General features: G+C 39.6%; 12 protein-coding genes. 3 read left to right on the plus strand and 9 right to left on the minus strand.

What is annotated here, in order from left to right:
- Nucleotides 1–14: 14 nt before the first annotated feature.
- Nucleotides 15–335, minus strand: a complete 321-nt coding sequence (gene trxA, locus BM398_RS05170) for a thioredoxin (protein WP_026656325.1) — start codon at nucleotides 333–335, stop codon at nucleotides 15–17.
- A gap of 3 nt (nucleotides 336–338) precedes the next feature.
- Nucleotides 339–989: a tRNA (guanosine(46)-N7)-methyltransferase TrmB gene (gene trmB / locus BM398_RS05175; protein WP_092336719.1), complete on the minus strand. Its 651-nt coding sequence runs from the start codon at nucleotides 987–989 to the stop codon at nucleotides 339–341.
- A 164-nt stretch (nucleotides 990–1,153) separates the two neighbouring features.
- On the opposite strand from trmB, the gene BM398_RS05180 reads away from it, so the two are divergent.
- Nucleotides 1,154–3,682 (plus strand): putative glycoside hydrolase, encoded by a 2,529-nt coding sequence (locus BM398_RS05180; RefSeq protein WP_242949762.1) that lies wholly within the window; start codon nucleotides 1,154–1,156, stop codon nucleotides 3,680–3,682.
- Nucleotides 3,683–3,702: 20 nt separating this feature from the next.
- Here the strand turns inward: BM398_RS05180 and BM398_RS05185 are convergent, their stop codons facing one another.
- The 5 genes from BM398_RS05185 to BM398_RS05205 all read right to left on the minus strand — a co-directional run bounded on the left by BM398_RS05185 (nucleotide 3,703) and on the right by BM398_RS05205 (nucleotide 9,173).
- Nucleotides 3,703–4,638 carry a 3'-5' exonuclease gene (locus BM398_RS05185; RefSeq protein ID WP_092336721.1) on the minus strand — a complete coding sequence of 312 codons (936 nt, stop codon included), beginning with the start codon at nucleotides 4,636–4,638 and terminating at the stop codon, nucleotides 3,703–3,705.
- Nucleotides 4,639–4,665: 27 nt separating this feature from the next.
- On the minus strand, nucleotides 4,666–5,478 hold the full coding sequence (locus BM398_RS05190; RefSeq protein ID WP_092336722.1) for a YlmH/Sll1252 family protein: 813 nt from the start codon (nucleotides 5,476–5,478) through the stop codon (nucleotides 4,666–4,668).
- Nucleotides 5,475–5,984 (minus strand): NUDIX hydrolase, encoded by a 510-nt coding sequence (locus BM398_RS05195; protein ID WP_092336723.1) that lies wholly within the window; start codon nucleotides 5,982–5,984, stop codon nucleotides 5,475–5,477. Before BM398_RS05195 ends, BM398_RS05190 begins: the two co-directional genes overlap by 4 nt.
- A 339-nt stretch (nucleotides 5,985–6,323) precedes the next feature.
- Nucleotides 6,324–8,768 (minus strand): clostripain-related cysteine peptidase, encoded by a 2,445-nt coding sequence (locus tag BM398_RS05200; RefSeq protein ID WP_092336724.1) that lies wholly within the window; start codon nucleotides 8,766–8,768, stop codon nucleotides 6,324–6,326.
- A 60-nt stretch (nucleotides 8,769–8,828) separates the two neighbouring features.
- Nucleotides 8,829–9,173 (minus strand): phenylpyruvate tautomerase MIF-related protein, encoded by a 345-nt coding sequence (locus BM398_RS05205; protein WP_026513415.1) that lies wholly within the window; start codon nucleotides 9,171–9,173, stop codon nucleotides 8,829–8,831.
- 253 nt (nucleotides 9,174–9,426) lie between these two features.
- On the opposite strand from BM398_RS05205, the gene BM398_RS05210 reads away from it, so the two are divergent.
- Nucleotides 9,427–9,969 carry a DUF8052 family protein gene (locus tag BM398_RS05210; RefSeq protein ID WP_092336725.1) on the plus strand — a complete coding sequence of 181 codons (543 nt, stop codon included), beginning with the start codon at nucleotides 9,427–9,429 and terminating at the stop codon, nucleotides 9,967–9,969.
- Nucleotides 9,966–11,711 (plus strand): carbon starvation CstA family protein, encoded by a 1,746-nt coding sequence (locus tag BM398_RS05215; RefSeq protein ID WP_092336726.1) that lies wholly within the window; start codon nucleotides 9,966–9,968, stop codon nucleotides 11,709–11,711. Before BM398_RS05210 ends, BM398_RS05215 begins: the two co-directional genes overlap by 4 nt.
- A gap of 68 nt (nucleotides 11,712–11,779) precedes the next feature.
- Here the strand turns inward: BM398_RS05215 and BM398_RS05220 are convergent, their stop codons facing one another.
- Together BM398_RS05220 and BM398_RS05225 are read right to left on the minus strand one after the other, a co-directional pair.
- Entirely contained in the window at nucleotides 11,780–12,400 is a 621-nt protein-coding gene (locus tag BM398_RS05220; protein ID WP_092336727.1) for an HAD family hydrolase, read from the minus strand.
- A gap of 30 nt (nucleotides 12,401–12,430) precedes the next feature.
- Nucleotides 12,431–13,405 carry an acyltransferase family protein gene (locus BM398_RS05225; RefSeq protein WP_092336728.1) on the minus strand — a complete coding sequence of 325 codons (975 nt, stop codon included), beginning with the start codon at nucleotides 13,403–13,405 and terminating at the stop codon, nucleotides 12,431–12,433.
- Nucleotides 13,406–13,472: the final 67 nt, after the last annotated feature.

Consider the following 13,472-nt stretch of genomic DNA (forward strand, 5'->3'; position numbering starts at 1 on the left):
AAAGGTGCTGACTGTTAAGCCAGCACTTTATCGATTATAGACTGTAATTTTGTCTTGTTCTGAGCTCCTATTGCTGTCTCAGTAAGCTCTCCATTCTTGAATAAAGCGAACATCGGAATGGACATTACATTGTACTTCTGAGCTATGTCGGGTGCCTGGTCAACATTTATCTTTCCGACCTTAAGCTCTCCTTCGTATTCCTCTGCAAGTTCGTCTATAACAGGTGACATCATCTTACATGGTCCGCACCAGTCTGCTGCAAAATCAACAAGCACCGGCAAGTTACTTTTCAAAACTTCTTCTTCGAAGTTCTGACTGTTTAGCGTGTAGTCCATAGGTTAGTCCCCCTTTCTACTGATCACGTACTTAAAAATCGGATTTCCAAGTGACGAAAACTTTTCCTCATATTCAGTCATCACATTTCCTTCGTTCATGACTTCGTCATTATGAAGGTCGTATGTAATGGCATCAATATTCCATCCGGCAGGCTCTACCTCATCGCGTGCGAATGTGAAAAGACCTTCGTTATCAGTCTTAAATTCCACAACGCCGTCCGCTTTTAATATTTTATCATATCGCTTCAGAAACTCGCGGGAAGGAAGTCGCCTTTTGGCATGTCTGTCCTTCGGCCAAGGATCTGAAAAGTTCAAATAAATTCTACCAACTTCTGATTCATCAAATACTTCCGTAATATCTTCCGCATCCATTCTTATAAAGATAACATTTGGAAGCTGCAACTCTTCCTGCTTCTGTATCGCACGAAGAAGTACGCTCGAATATTTTTCTATTCCTACATAATTAATATTAGGATGAAGCGCCGCCATATCCATGATGAAACGACCCTTGCCCATTCCTATCTCAATATGAATCTCATTATCGTTTCCAAATATTTCTTTTTTCCAAAGTCCTTTTTTCTGCTCAGGGTCCTTAACAGTGTACTTACTCTCGGCAATGACTTCTCTCGAACCCGCTATATTACGTAATCGCATTTTTTAAATTCCACCTATCCTTTATAAAGAATTTTACAACATTTGCCCTTGAATGGGAAGTATTGTATTATTTACATACTATGAACTTTTTTAATGACTTCCATAATAAAAACAGAATAAGATTTATCGCTGCTTCATTCTCAATGTTTTTTGCAGCTTTTTTTATGTTGCAAACAGCAGTCCACGCAGAAACAGTCGATCCGTCCGAAGAGGCGCTTAAGCAAAAAGAGGCTCCGATTCAAAGTAATTCCATACAAGGATGGCCCGAAGGTCCTATCATATCGGCAGAAGCTGCCATCTTGATGGATGCGAATACGAAGACTATTCTCTATTCGAAAAATATCGATGAGAAACTCTATCCCGCAAGTACGACAAAAATTATGACTTGTCTTCTTGCTGTGGAGAATGCCAAATTGGATGAGCAGGTTGTGTTCTCTCACGACGCTGTATTTAGTGTTCCAAATGACGGATCAAGTATAGGAATGGATGAAGGCGAATCAATTCCACTTGAGCAGGCTCTTTTTGGAATAATGGTTGGAAGTGCAAATGAAGTTGCCAATGCTCTTGCGGAACATATAAGTGGAAGCGTATCAAAATACGTAGATGAGATGAACAAGAGAGCCAAAGAACTTGGATGTCAAAATACCCATTTTGCCAATACCAACGGACTTCATGATCCGAATCACTATACGAGCGCCCATGATCTTGCTCTTATAGCGGCAGAATATTTTAAAAACGATCTGTTATGTAAAGTCGGAAACACACCAACATATCATTTTACTCCTACTGAATCTCAGCCTGATGATTTCTATTTGCACAACAAGCACAAGCTGATAAACGGTGAAATAAAATATGATGGTATTATAGGCGGCAAAACAGGTTACACCGCACAGGCAAATGAGACACTTGTAACTTGCGCTGAGAGAAACGGCATGAAACTTATCTGCGTCGTATTAAAAGATGACTCACCGGAACAGTTCAATGATACAGTTACACTTTTTAATTACGGCTTCAATAATTTCCGTGTGGAAAAGGTTGCCGATGTGGACAAAAGATATATGCCGGATGATTCTCTTTTCTTTGAGTCCGATAATGACGTGTTTGGTAAGTCGGGAACAATCCTTAATCTTAATCCAAAAGATTATGTTATTCTTCCCGTAAATGCATCTGTTGAAGATACCGACTTTGAGATCTCATATGATCTTACTCCTGAAGAACAGGCTAAGGCAGGCAACGCTCTTGCAAAGGTTATATACAGCTACAAAGGTATCCCTATAGGAAACGCCCATGTATGCTACTTTGAACAGAACGGAACACCCTCACAATTAGCCAATGCGTATCATTCGATTTTTATCAATGTAAAGATACTTATTATGTGTGCCGGAGTCTTTGTTGTTCTAATGACCTTAGTCGCATCTGTTGCAACAAGGATTGCAGCTAACAGAACATTCCATAGCAGAAGCGACAGAATTAGATACAACAGAAGAAAGCGAGAATTTAATAAAGGACATATCCAGTATAAAAAAATATATATTATTGTAGCTGTTATAGTTATCGCAATTATGTGCTTCGGTTTGTTTATCTTTTTTAATTCTAAATCACAAAAAGATGCTCATACAAAAAATACGGATGAGATTAAACCGGAAGCACCTGTTATAGAAGAATCAGCTGATAACATGGATGTGTGGAAAGAAAATCATTTAAAGGTAAAAGGCATATATGTCACAGGTCCAACAGCCGGAACAGATAAGCTTGACGATATCATTAGTCTTATAAACGAAACAGAACTAAATACAATTGTTCTTGATGTTAAAGATGACAATGGAAACATTACCTTTAAAATGGATAATGAAAATGTCATAGAAATGAACTCCGGCATTGCCTACATAAAAGACATTAGTGCACTTTTAAAAAAGTTAAAAGAAAATGATATATATGTAATTGCAAGAATAGCTTGTTTCAAAGATCCTATATTGGCAAAAGCTCATCCTGAACTTGCTCTTACAGCTCCTGACAACTCACTTATAACTGATGCCAATGGTAATGCTTGGGTGAACCCATGTAAAGAAGAAGTGTGGAATTATATTATTAGCCTTGTGAACAGTTGTTGTGCTCTCGGTTTTGATGAAGTGCAACTTGATTATGTTAGATTTCCGGTTGGACAAAAAGCTGATGATGCCTTATATGATCTCGTTTCAGATGATGATGATGCCCGTAGAAATTATATCACTGAGTTCTTAGCCAAAGTAACTGAAGAGGGGCATAAACATAACATTCCTGTATCAGCTGATGTTTTTGGAACAATAATCAATAGTAACAAGGACTCAAAACACGTCGGCCAGGATTATGTAAATCTTGTCTCCAATTTAGATATTATCTGTCCAATGATCTATCCATCTCATTATGCAGACGGAGAATTTAAATTAGATGTTCCCGATGCCCATCCTTACGATACGGTTAATAAAGCACTTGAAAAATCTAATGAAATCTTAAATCCAATTTCAAATAATAATCATGCTGTTATTCGGCCATGGCTTCAAGCGTTCACCGCAACCTGGGTAAAAGGACATATAAAATATGAGGGAAAAGAAATACGAGCGCAAATCCAAGCCGTATATGACGCCGGTTATGACGAATGGATACTATGGAATTCTAATAGCAATTACAATATTGATGCATTAACAAAAAGCTAAAAAAAGCAGACCCCATTATATTATGGGTTCTGCCTCTTTTTTATCTTTCTCTGTTTTTGTTTCATTGTCTCGACATCTTCAGGTGAAATGAACCTACATGTCTTTATTACGAACAGCCTTCCGTTCTCGGCTTTTTTTATCCTGACTTTTGCCTTCATAAAACCATGCTTGTCACAACATGCAACTGCATAGTAATGTTTGCCGTTTGGAGAAAACCATTTTATCTTACGCCTTATGTTCTTATGACATATGTAGCACTTGGTACTCATTATCTCCATATTTTCAAGGATATCTTCTTTGGTATCAAATTCCCTTGAAATATATTTTTCATAGCTGTCAAAGACAATCTTGATTTCCTGCTTCTTGGTCTTGGGTGTTACATAGGTGTCAAAAGATATCCTCTCAAGAACTCTTTCTTTAAACCTCTGAAAAATCCTTGCCGTGTACTCCGCATCCCCCAGTGCTCTGTGGAACGGATTATCCGTATTAAGTCCCAGCTCTTCTACCGCCGATGAAAGTGCCTTTCTGGTACGTCCGTCATCAAACGCAAGACTATATAGTTTTTGTACATCATAAAATGCAAGTGGTCTGTCCGATAAAAGCGGCATTCCAAAGAAGTCTAAATTCCTCTGAAATTCTGTAAGATCAAGAGGTCCCCAGCTGCAGAATTTTGGATTCTCTCCGCACCATTCCAAAAACTCTTTTGCCGCATCACAAAAATCTTCTCCGTTTTCAAGGTCTTCCATGGAAAGATTAATAAGCTTCCCGGTTATCTTGTGCATCTGCTTGTGAACTTTAGGTTTTATAAGCTTTGAAAACTCACCTATCTTAACTCTTTTCTCATCTAATTTCACAGCGCCTATTTCAACTATTTCGAATGAAAGAGTTTTGCCGTCTATTGTAACAGGCGCTTCACCCTGATTCCACTCAAGGTCAAATACAATGTAATTACCCATAAAAAATCGCCTTCCTGTCAGGCTCTATTATACAAAAATTTTTACTTTTATAAACAGTCTGCCTTTTCTGGTCGTATTCTCTGTTCCGAGATAAATAAATTTGCCGTGTCCTCTTACCGAAACTCTGGCTCCTTCTTTGAGGTCATATCCACCGCTGTAAGCAGTGCGTCCGTCTATGTATACAGACTCCGCTTCAATAAGCCTTTGAGCTTCCGATCTTGAGAGGTGATAAACAAAAGAAAGAATTGCATCTATTCTCTCTGATGCAACCGTGCCTCCGATTTCTTCGAATTTCGGTTCGATGTTACACTCGGAAGATTTTACCGTTTCGCACTTCACGGAAGTGTGCTTAATTCTAATAAGTTCTTTGCATATCATTTCTGCGATGTCGCATGTGGCATAAAGATACGCTTCATTTTCTCCCGCAAAGATATCTCCGATCTGATCTCTTTCTATTCCGAGATTCATGACTGCGCCGAGGTAGTCTCTGTGTGTGAGATTATCGGCGAATTTTGCATTCACAGGTTTTATCCTTACACATGCAAGAACAGAAGGCTCCTCCTGCTCCGCCATTATAAAGCTCTCTTCATCCATGTAATCGGGGAGAAAACATACCATCGCTCTTTCGGCGTCTTTATTACCTCCGTACATAACGAAATGCGCACCGTGATATTCGTGTACATTTGCAGGTATTTTTTCACTCGCAAGTATGTTGTAAAAAAGCGCCTGCTCAGATACAGACAAGAAGTCCGTGTGAGTGACAAAATTATTCATGTAAGCTCTTGTGGCAAGATCCTTTGCTCTTCCCGCAAGATAATCGCGTGATTTTTCTTCGTTCATTTTATATTTCTCAGATATTCCTTGTGATCCATTTTCTTTCCGTCAAGAACAGCCTCTATTAGGTTGTCTTTTCCGTCGTAAACAAGCTTCAGTGAAAAGAAGTCTTTTCTCTCTTCCAAGAGTTTAAAAAATATCTTGTCTCCTTCCCATAGATTGAGTCCGTAAACATCACTCTTTTTTATCCATTCAAGTTTTCCTTCATCACAGTCGCTCGGCTCTTCGTTTGGAGCAGGTGCGGTAAAGAGGGACATAAGCTCGTAGTCTCCTTTGCCGGAAACAAAGGTCACAAGTCCTCTGAAATCAAGCTCCTCTTTTGGTATGTCATAACCTGTCTCTTCAAGTATCTCTCTGTGCATACATTCTTCGGGACTTTCATCCGCTTCAAAGTGCCCTCCGACACCGAGCCATTTGTCTTTGCTGATGTCGTTCTTTTTGGAGACTCTGTGGAGCATAAGATATCTGTCGTCGCGTTCGATGTAACACAAAGTTGTAAGTATGTCGTGCATTTATAACTCCCGTTGTAATGTGTTTATGGTTTTGAGTTTATTCTCTGAATAATCTTTTGCTTTATATCTGTGTAATTTGTTATCGGATAACAGGGTAAAAAACAGACTCAAAACACACCTGTTTTTTATCCCCGTTTTTTGTTGTGCATTTCTTATCGCCAAAAATGCTGAAGCCCACTAATAGTGCAGCTTTGCGCGATTTACACAAGCTCAAAAATCACCCCGAAATTTATCCCGATTTTTACTCTGATTTTTATCCGTATTTTTTCTCTAAAACAGCTCTCAAATCAACCTTTAAATTTACTCTGTATCGTTCATTTTTAAGAGCGTATTATTTCATCAATGTTTAAGTGATTCTGTCCAATATTTTTGTCCGTAAATATCTGTGAAACAATATGTCTCAAGAACCGCTCCGTCACCTACGGGAACATTGCTTATTTTCATATCGGACATTGCCCCTTTTACTGTGTATTTTTCACTCAGTAAATATGCGTCCTTAAAGGACTTGTCATACCCATAGTAATCACAGGTAAAATCAATCTCATCTCCCGCCTGCAATTCTGTGAGGTTCTTTGCTATGGTCTCTGTCTCGCCTTCAACGTAGTCGTAACATACCCCCGCAACATACCCGTCTTCATTGTCTGAATCAAACACGAGAATAAGGTTCGCTTTTTGCTTGTTTAGATAGCACGGAACTCTGCCCGTTATTGCATAGCTATCATCGGTTGCCTGTATGTCTACCACATAGTAGGCTACAACATTGCCGTCAATCGCGAGCCAAGTCTTGTCGTTCTGCGACCTCAAATTTCCACTCTCATCAAAGTCGAAAACATTATCCATTCCAAGGTCTATGTATCCCTCGCCGTCATCATAGAACATATTTAGGTCGAGTTCATGTACCATTTTCCACTGGTCTTCAGACAGGCTTATAACATCTTCTCCGGCACTGTTTTTTGTCCACATAAGAGCGGACTCATCAAACCTGTTAGAAGCAATGTATTTTGCTGCCTTTTCCACATCAAGACTTTTACCGAGGAATGCTGTGTTGGAAGAATTAAGTCCCGACACGCTGCTAAAGTCACTTGAAAGGAAGGTCGTAAGAAGCTGTGTTATCATCTCCGCAGAAGCATCCGAATTTCCGCTTCCGGAAAGCTCTCCAAAGATGGATGGTAAAGGTGTCTGTGAACCACCCGCTGCAACCTGTCCCGCAACCTCCATAGAAGCAAAGTTCTGAATGCACTTTGCATACTCTTTATCCATGCCGATATCTTCATAGGTATTTACCATCGAATCTACCTTATGTGTTTTCTTATAAGGGAAGTAGATGGAAAGCCCGTATGAGTTGGTCATATTTGAGCTTGTTTTGTTGTATTTTATTGCGCTTTTTAATGTTGCCACAAGTCCTTTTGCATCATCTGTTCCAACCCTGTTTGCAAAGTCCACAAGATCGACCTGATCTATCTTTGAAGAAGCCGCAAATTCTCTCGTGTTTCCTCTCGCATTTGAAACCGTTTTATAGTTGTCACTATTTATCATTTCAGAGGTGCTTTTTGAGAAGTCGGCAAGCTCTGTCGGAACTGTCTGCGAAAGCTCCGCAAGATCTGTTATTGAAAGTGTTGTTTTTTGCCCCGGACAAGTCTGTGCACATGTACTTGTAAAAGAGTCGATAATATTCTTTCCGATATTTATCGTCTCCATCGATGTATTTTTTCCAAGTTCTGTAAGCCAGTCTGTGTAGTACCAACCAACTCCCGGTTCTGTCTCTTCGGATGCCACAAGATAATCCGCGTAATTAGACACTACAAGAGCGTTCTCAACAGTCGCCATAAGACATGTGTCAAAACCGACAAAATCAAACGTCACTCCGCCGTCTTTAAGTGCCTTATTAATTCCTGCCAAAGACATTGCTCCTGCGGTCTGGAATTTTTCATCGTATCCGTATCCGCCTGTAGACCCACCGCCGTGGTCCCAGAAAATAAGCTCATATCTGTCCGCAGGAAAGTTCTTTGCAGACCACTTGATATAGTCCGACAAAGTCTCTGCTTTTGTCATAGGTAAGTTACCCACGTTATTCACAAGAGGATTTAGCTTACCATCCTTTATCTGATATATCTGATTTGTAGCATTGGAAATTACATTGTTCTGCCACTGCTTACAGCCGCCTGTATAAACAAGGAGATTTATCTTATCACCAATGTCTGCTTTCATCATCTCCTGAATGTCCCTTGAAGCCATTCCGTTTCGGGACTCAAGATCTGCTCCGCACATGTAGACCATAATCGTGATATTATCCTGTCCGTTCCCCTTAATTACAGTCCTTTTTTCACGTGCTCTGCTGTCCACACTTGTGTTAAGATTTCCTGTGTTTGGAGTGTCACTCCAGGTTGCCGAATTTGCACCCGATCCTGTGTATGAACCGTAGCCACCAAAAAGCTGGCCAAGAATCGATCCGGCTGCCCCTGAATTTCCGCCCTGAGAAGTCTGTGAATTCTGTGCTGTATTTGCAGGCGTTTGAGTTGCGGGCGGTGTATCTGTCTGTCCGCCTCCCAACATAGTCGAAAGTCCACCGCCTCCGGCCAGGAACAAAAGCACTATTATCATAAAGAGTGGATTAACCCCTCTTCCAGAACGCTTCATTCCACCGCCGTTTTCCGACGGTCCGGATCCCGATGAATACCCACTGCTATTACCTACAGGACCGGTTCCGATTCCTTCACCTCTTTTGTGTACTCCGGAACCTCCTTCAGTGACATTCTTTTTTCTTCCAACAGGTCTGTTCTCCATTGCTTCCCTCCAGACTTATTTTTCATACAGATTTCGCAGAAAAAATATGATGTATTAATATCAGAAATTACTTCCGTTCCATCCCCACTGATCTGCGGGTGTATATTTTATGTAGATGTGGTCCGGCTTAATGTCGAGTACATCTCCAAAGATTTCTGTTATCTTTTCAGTGAGCTTTTCAAACGCATCCGGATTTGCTTTTCCAAATATCATTACTTCAACGAATGCAGTAGGCAGAGAATTGTCTCCTCTAAAGTACAAATGATACCCGTCTTCGAACCCTGTCATAAGCCAGTTCTCACTCTTTCCCGGAATGAGCTCTATTGCTTTTCCAAGTTCTGTCTTTAACTTTGTCTCCTGTTCCTTTGAAATTGTTATGCTTATTTTTGAATTTATAAAAGGCATATTTTGTCTCCCTTCGTCTACTTTCTTTCCCAATTTATTATACATTATATTGCAGATTGGTTTCATATTAGTTTGTCTTTATCAACGCTTCTGCTACATCTTTGTCGGATTTTCAATCATTTTCATTCTGTTTCTTCTATATATTATTTACTGTAATAAAGTGCATTTTCCTCTTTGCAACACCGCGTCAAAGTGATAAAGTATATATGGTCTTTATTATCAATAAGAAATTTTTACTTGTAAGGTGACTTCAATGGTATCATCCGACGCATATTTGCAAGAACTTCTACGCCGGTATCAGGCAAATTTCGATGTCACAGAAAACTATAAATTTGGTGAAATCCTTTTCCCTGCCTATGCCTTTTTTCATTCGATGAGTGAGAAATATGTTCTTAGAAAAGAAGCTCAGCTTTGGGCTGTCAAAACTTTTGAACATGTTTTTTTTATAAAAGAAAATTCTTTTTCACCGGAAAAAATTGATGAGATAAAAGAGCTGATCATTCAAAAGATAGAACCTGAATTTGTCCGCAAGAATGAGAAGTATCCCGAGAAGGATCACATGATCTCTTACATTACTTTTGTTGTGTTATGCGATTCTGCTCCCGATTCTCAGACAAAAAAACTGATTAAGAAATTTCATTTTGATAAGGGATATCTTCTTAATTTCAGAGGTCACAGCGAAGCTAAACTCGCCGTTGCAACTATGGACACAAGGGAAGTCTTTACCAATTACGTCGGCAAAGAGCTAAAATCTCTGCTCTTTGATATATACAAAAAAATGGAGGAATTGTTATGAATGCAGCAGTAATACTTTTAGTAAGCGTTGCGCTTCTGGCTGCCGGTTATGTTTTTTACGGCAGTTGGCTCGCAAAGCAGTGGGGAATTGACCCTTCGCAGAAAACACCTGCGCATGAACTCGAGGATGGCATCGACTATGTTCCTGCCAAAGCACCTGTTCTTATGGGTCATCACTTTTCATCAATCGCCGGAGCAGGCCCTATCAACGGACCTATTCAGGCAGCCGTTTTCGGATGGATTCCCGTATTGTTATGGGTAATCATCGGAGGCATTTTCTTTGGAGGAGTACATGATTTTGGTGCTCTCTTCGCTTCACTTCGCCACAAGGGTCAGTCAATCGGAGAGATCATCGATGATTCAATGGGCAAAAAAGCTAAGAGACTCTTTATCACATTTGGCTACCTTACTCTTCTTTTGGTCGTTGCTGCTTTCAGCTCAATTGTTGCAAGCACATTCGGTGTTACAACATCAGCCGGCGCAGCAGTTGAAGGACCTACACTTGCAGCTAATCAGTCAACCGCTATGATTTCAATCCTTTTCATCGTTCTTGCGATGGTATTTGGATTCTTTGTTTACAGAAAGAATGCTCCCATCGGAGTTGCTTCTGTTTTCGGATGTCTTGGAATCGTTGCAGTTGTTGCCATCGGTCTTAACTTCCATCCTATCGCACTTTCATACAACACATGGATGTGGGTTATCGGTGTATATATTTTGATTGCATCCGTTACTCCTGTTTGGATCTTGTTACAGCCAAGAGATTACCTCAGCTCTTTCCTTCTTTACTTCATGATCGGAGCCGGTGTCATCGCAGTTCTCGGAGCTGTTGTTACAGGAAACGGTTCATTCCAGATTCCTGCTATGGGTGATGCAGCACTTAAGGGAACAGGCGTATTTACAACAGGTACTGCTTTCCCTGCTCTCTTTGTTACAATTGCTTGCGGTGCTATTTCAGGTTTCCACTCACTTGTTTCATCAGGAACAACAGCTAAGCAGCTTGATAATGAAAAAGATGCTAAGCCTGTTGCTTACGGTTCAATGCTTATCGAGTGTGTAGTTGCCGTTATCTCTCTTCTTGCAGTCGGCTTTGTTTGGGCAGCTGCTTCAGACGGAACATACGCAAGCCCGACTCAGGTATTTGCCGGCGGACTTTCAGCAATGATCGGATCATTCGCTCCCGGTGCAAAAGACATTATGTACCAGATGCTCATCCTTGCAGTATCAGTTTTCTGTCTTACTTCTCTTGATACCGCTACTCGTCTTGCAAGATACATGTTCCAGGAATTCTTCCTTGAGCAGGGACAGACAGCTAAGGATGCAACAGGTTACAAGAAGGTTCTTGCAAATCCTTATGTTGCTACAGCAATCACAGTTGTACTCGGTGTTGCACTTGGTATGACAGGATACACCAAGATCTGGCCTTTATTCGGTGCCGCTAACCAGCTTCTTGCTGCTATCGGTCTCCTTGCAGTTTGCACATGGCTTGGTTCTGTAGGTAAGAACAACAAGATGTTCTACATCCCTATGGTATTCATGCTTGCAGTTACTATCTGCTCACTCATTCAGACAATCACTGCTAAGCTTACAGCTTACACATCAGGATCTGCAGATGTTTGGGCACTTATCCAGGCACTCATCGCTGTACTTCTTGTAGTACTCTCAGTTGTACTTGCAGTAATCTCTGCAAAGACTCTTCTCAAGCAGAAGTCTGAGAAAAAAAACGATGAAAGCAAAGTAGCTTAATCATTTCTATATATATAAAAGAAAGCATAAGATTTTGCTCATGTTGCAGCAAAATCTTATGCTTATTTTTATAAAAATCTTTCCTTTAATTCTGACAGACTATTTATCTCTTCATCCGGAATTTCATTTTCGCAGGTTATATTCCAATATTTACCAAATCCTTGTTTGATCCATATCGTTTTCATTCCTAATTCTTTTGCGGGAACTATGTCATTATCAATTCGATCACCGATCATTACCGCATTTTCCGGATTGCAAGAAGCTTTAGACAATGCAATATTAAAAATTCTTTTGTCAGGTTTTTCCACACCTTCTTCAGCTGATGCAATTATAAGATCTATATATTTTTTTATACCGAATTTTTCAAGTCTTTCTGCTGTTCCTAACGATTGATTTGCTATAATACCTATCTTATATTTTGGGCTCAATGCCTTTAAGGTTTCTTCTGTATCCCCGAATAATTCCTCTTCTTCTAAATACCACTTTGAACCTGAGACTTTATATTTCAGTGTTAATTCCAGATCGCCCTTCTTATTATCTTTGTAAAATTCAATTGCCAGGTTATATATTTTTTCAAACGGCTCACCGGCCACGCTCGCGATATCCTGTAACCTGTGACAATAAACCTTTTCTTCATTTACCAAAGTAGAACCCACATCAAAAAAGATCCATTCAATATCATTTTTCATCAAGCTTTTTCTCCTGCCTTAGTTATTATGTTATTTAGCTTTTATAAGATAAGAACTTATTTTTTCCATGAGCGTGTTATAGCCCTTGTTTACATATTTGTTTCCTGTGATTATAAATGTCAGTACTGTAATGCCAAGAGCTACTATGATTTGTAGAAACGTTTCTTCTATGCTTATACCTATGTTTGTCATCAGTCTGTGTATTGGAATGATCACAAAACTTGAAAGGACATAGATGCAAAGTGTGCGCTGTCCGTATATTGTAACCGGAAATTCCTTATCTGGCATGAGGTTTACTAATGCAAATATTATTATCGTAGCTAAAATGTAGATTGTTCCCCTTAATATCATTCCATGTAGATTATCAAGATTAGTTGCTTTATATGACTGTATAAGTTCATACATTTTGACAGGCATTGTCTCGCTGATGTTTAGGAATACAGTAACTTCAAACGCTGCGATGATAAGTGCAAGACTGTATATCTTAGGAACTTTTCTAATTTTTTCTATACTCTCTTTTTTGAATTTGTAACCGAGTATGAAATACGGAAAGAACGATACGGTTCTTGATATTGAGAAAAACCTCTCCGCCTCTCCTATGCATCCGCAATATATTCCAACAATGAATGCCAGTATTACTATTCCTTTTACTCTGTCAAAATATTTAACGGTCACTCTCCAGAAAAAAAGACTCAGCAGATACCAAAATACATATATAGGTTTAAAGAAATTTATTTTGTTAATTGCAGTTCCCTGAGTAAACAGCCAGATTGTATTAAACATAATGAATGGAATAACTGTTGTCTTCAATAATTTCTCCGGCTTTGCATCTGACTTCGAAAAATATCCGGATATAAAAATAAAGAGCGGCATGTGGAATGAATAGATCACCGCCCTTATAAGTCCCAACTTTCCTGTTGTCCCAAACTCCTCAAGTGCATGCCCAAATACTACCAAAGTTATCAGCAGTACTTTCATGTTGTCGAATGAATAATCTCTTTTCATATTACTGTTTTTATTTGATTCCGTGATACGGATCAGTTATCCTCTCTAACTTGTTATACCCATTATA

Origin of the sequence: Butyrivibrio sp. M55, from assembly GCF_900116865.1 — a bacterium.
Classification (GTDB): domain Bacteria; phylum Bacillota; class Clostridia; order Lachnospirales; family Lachnospiraceae; genus Butyrivibrio.

Coding starts and splice junctions, on each gene's coding strand:
- BM398_RS05195 (WP_092336723.1), bottom strand. CDS start 5,984: ATGCACGACATACTTACAACTTTGTGTTACATCGAACGCGACGACAGA.
- trxA (WP_026656325.1), bottom strand. CDS start 335: ATGGACTACACGCTAAACAGTCAGAACTTCGAAGAAGAAGTTTTGAAA.
- BM398_RS05200 (WP_092336724.1), bottom strand. CDS start 8,768: ATGGAGAACAGACCTGTTGGAAGAAAAAAGAATGTCACTGAAGGAGGT.
- BM398_RS05220 (WP_092336727.1), bottom strand. CDS start 12,400: ATGAAAAATGATATTGAATGGATCTTTTTTGATGTGGGTTCTACTTTG.
- BM398_RS05225 (WP_092336728.1), bottom strand. CDS start 13,405: ATGAAAAGAGATTATTCATTCGACAACATGAAAGTACTGCTGATAACT.
- BM398_RS05190 (WP_092336722.1), bottom strand. CDS start 5,478: ATGAACGAAGAAAAATCACGCGATTATCTTGCGGGAAGAGCAAAGGAT.
- BM398_RS05210 (WP_092336725.1), top strand. CDS start 9,427: ATGGTATCATCCGACGCATATTTGCAAGAACTTCTACGCCGGTATCAG.
- trmB (WP_092336719.1), bottom strand. CDS start 989: ATGCGATTACGTAATATAGCGGGTTCGAGAGAAGTCATTGCCGAGAGT.
- BM398_RS05180 (WP_242949762.1), top strand. CDS start 1,154: ATGTTGCAAACAGCAGTCCACGCAGAAACAGTCGATCCGTCCGAAGAG.
- BM398_RS05185 (WP_092336721.1), bottom strand. CDS start 4,638: ATGGGTAATTACATTGTATTTGACCTTGAGTGGAATCAGGGTGAAGCG.
- BM398_RS05205 (WP_026513415.1), bottom strand. CDS start 9,173: ATGCCTTTTATAAATTCAAAAATAAGCATAACAATTTCAAAGGAACAG.
- BM398_RS05215 (WP_092336726.1), top strand. CDS start 9,966: ATGAATGCAGCAGTAATACTTTTAGTAAGCGTTGCGCTTCTGGCTGCC.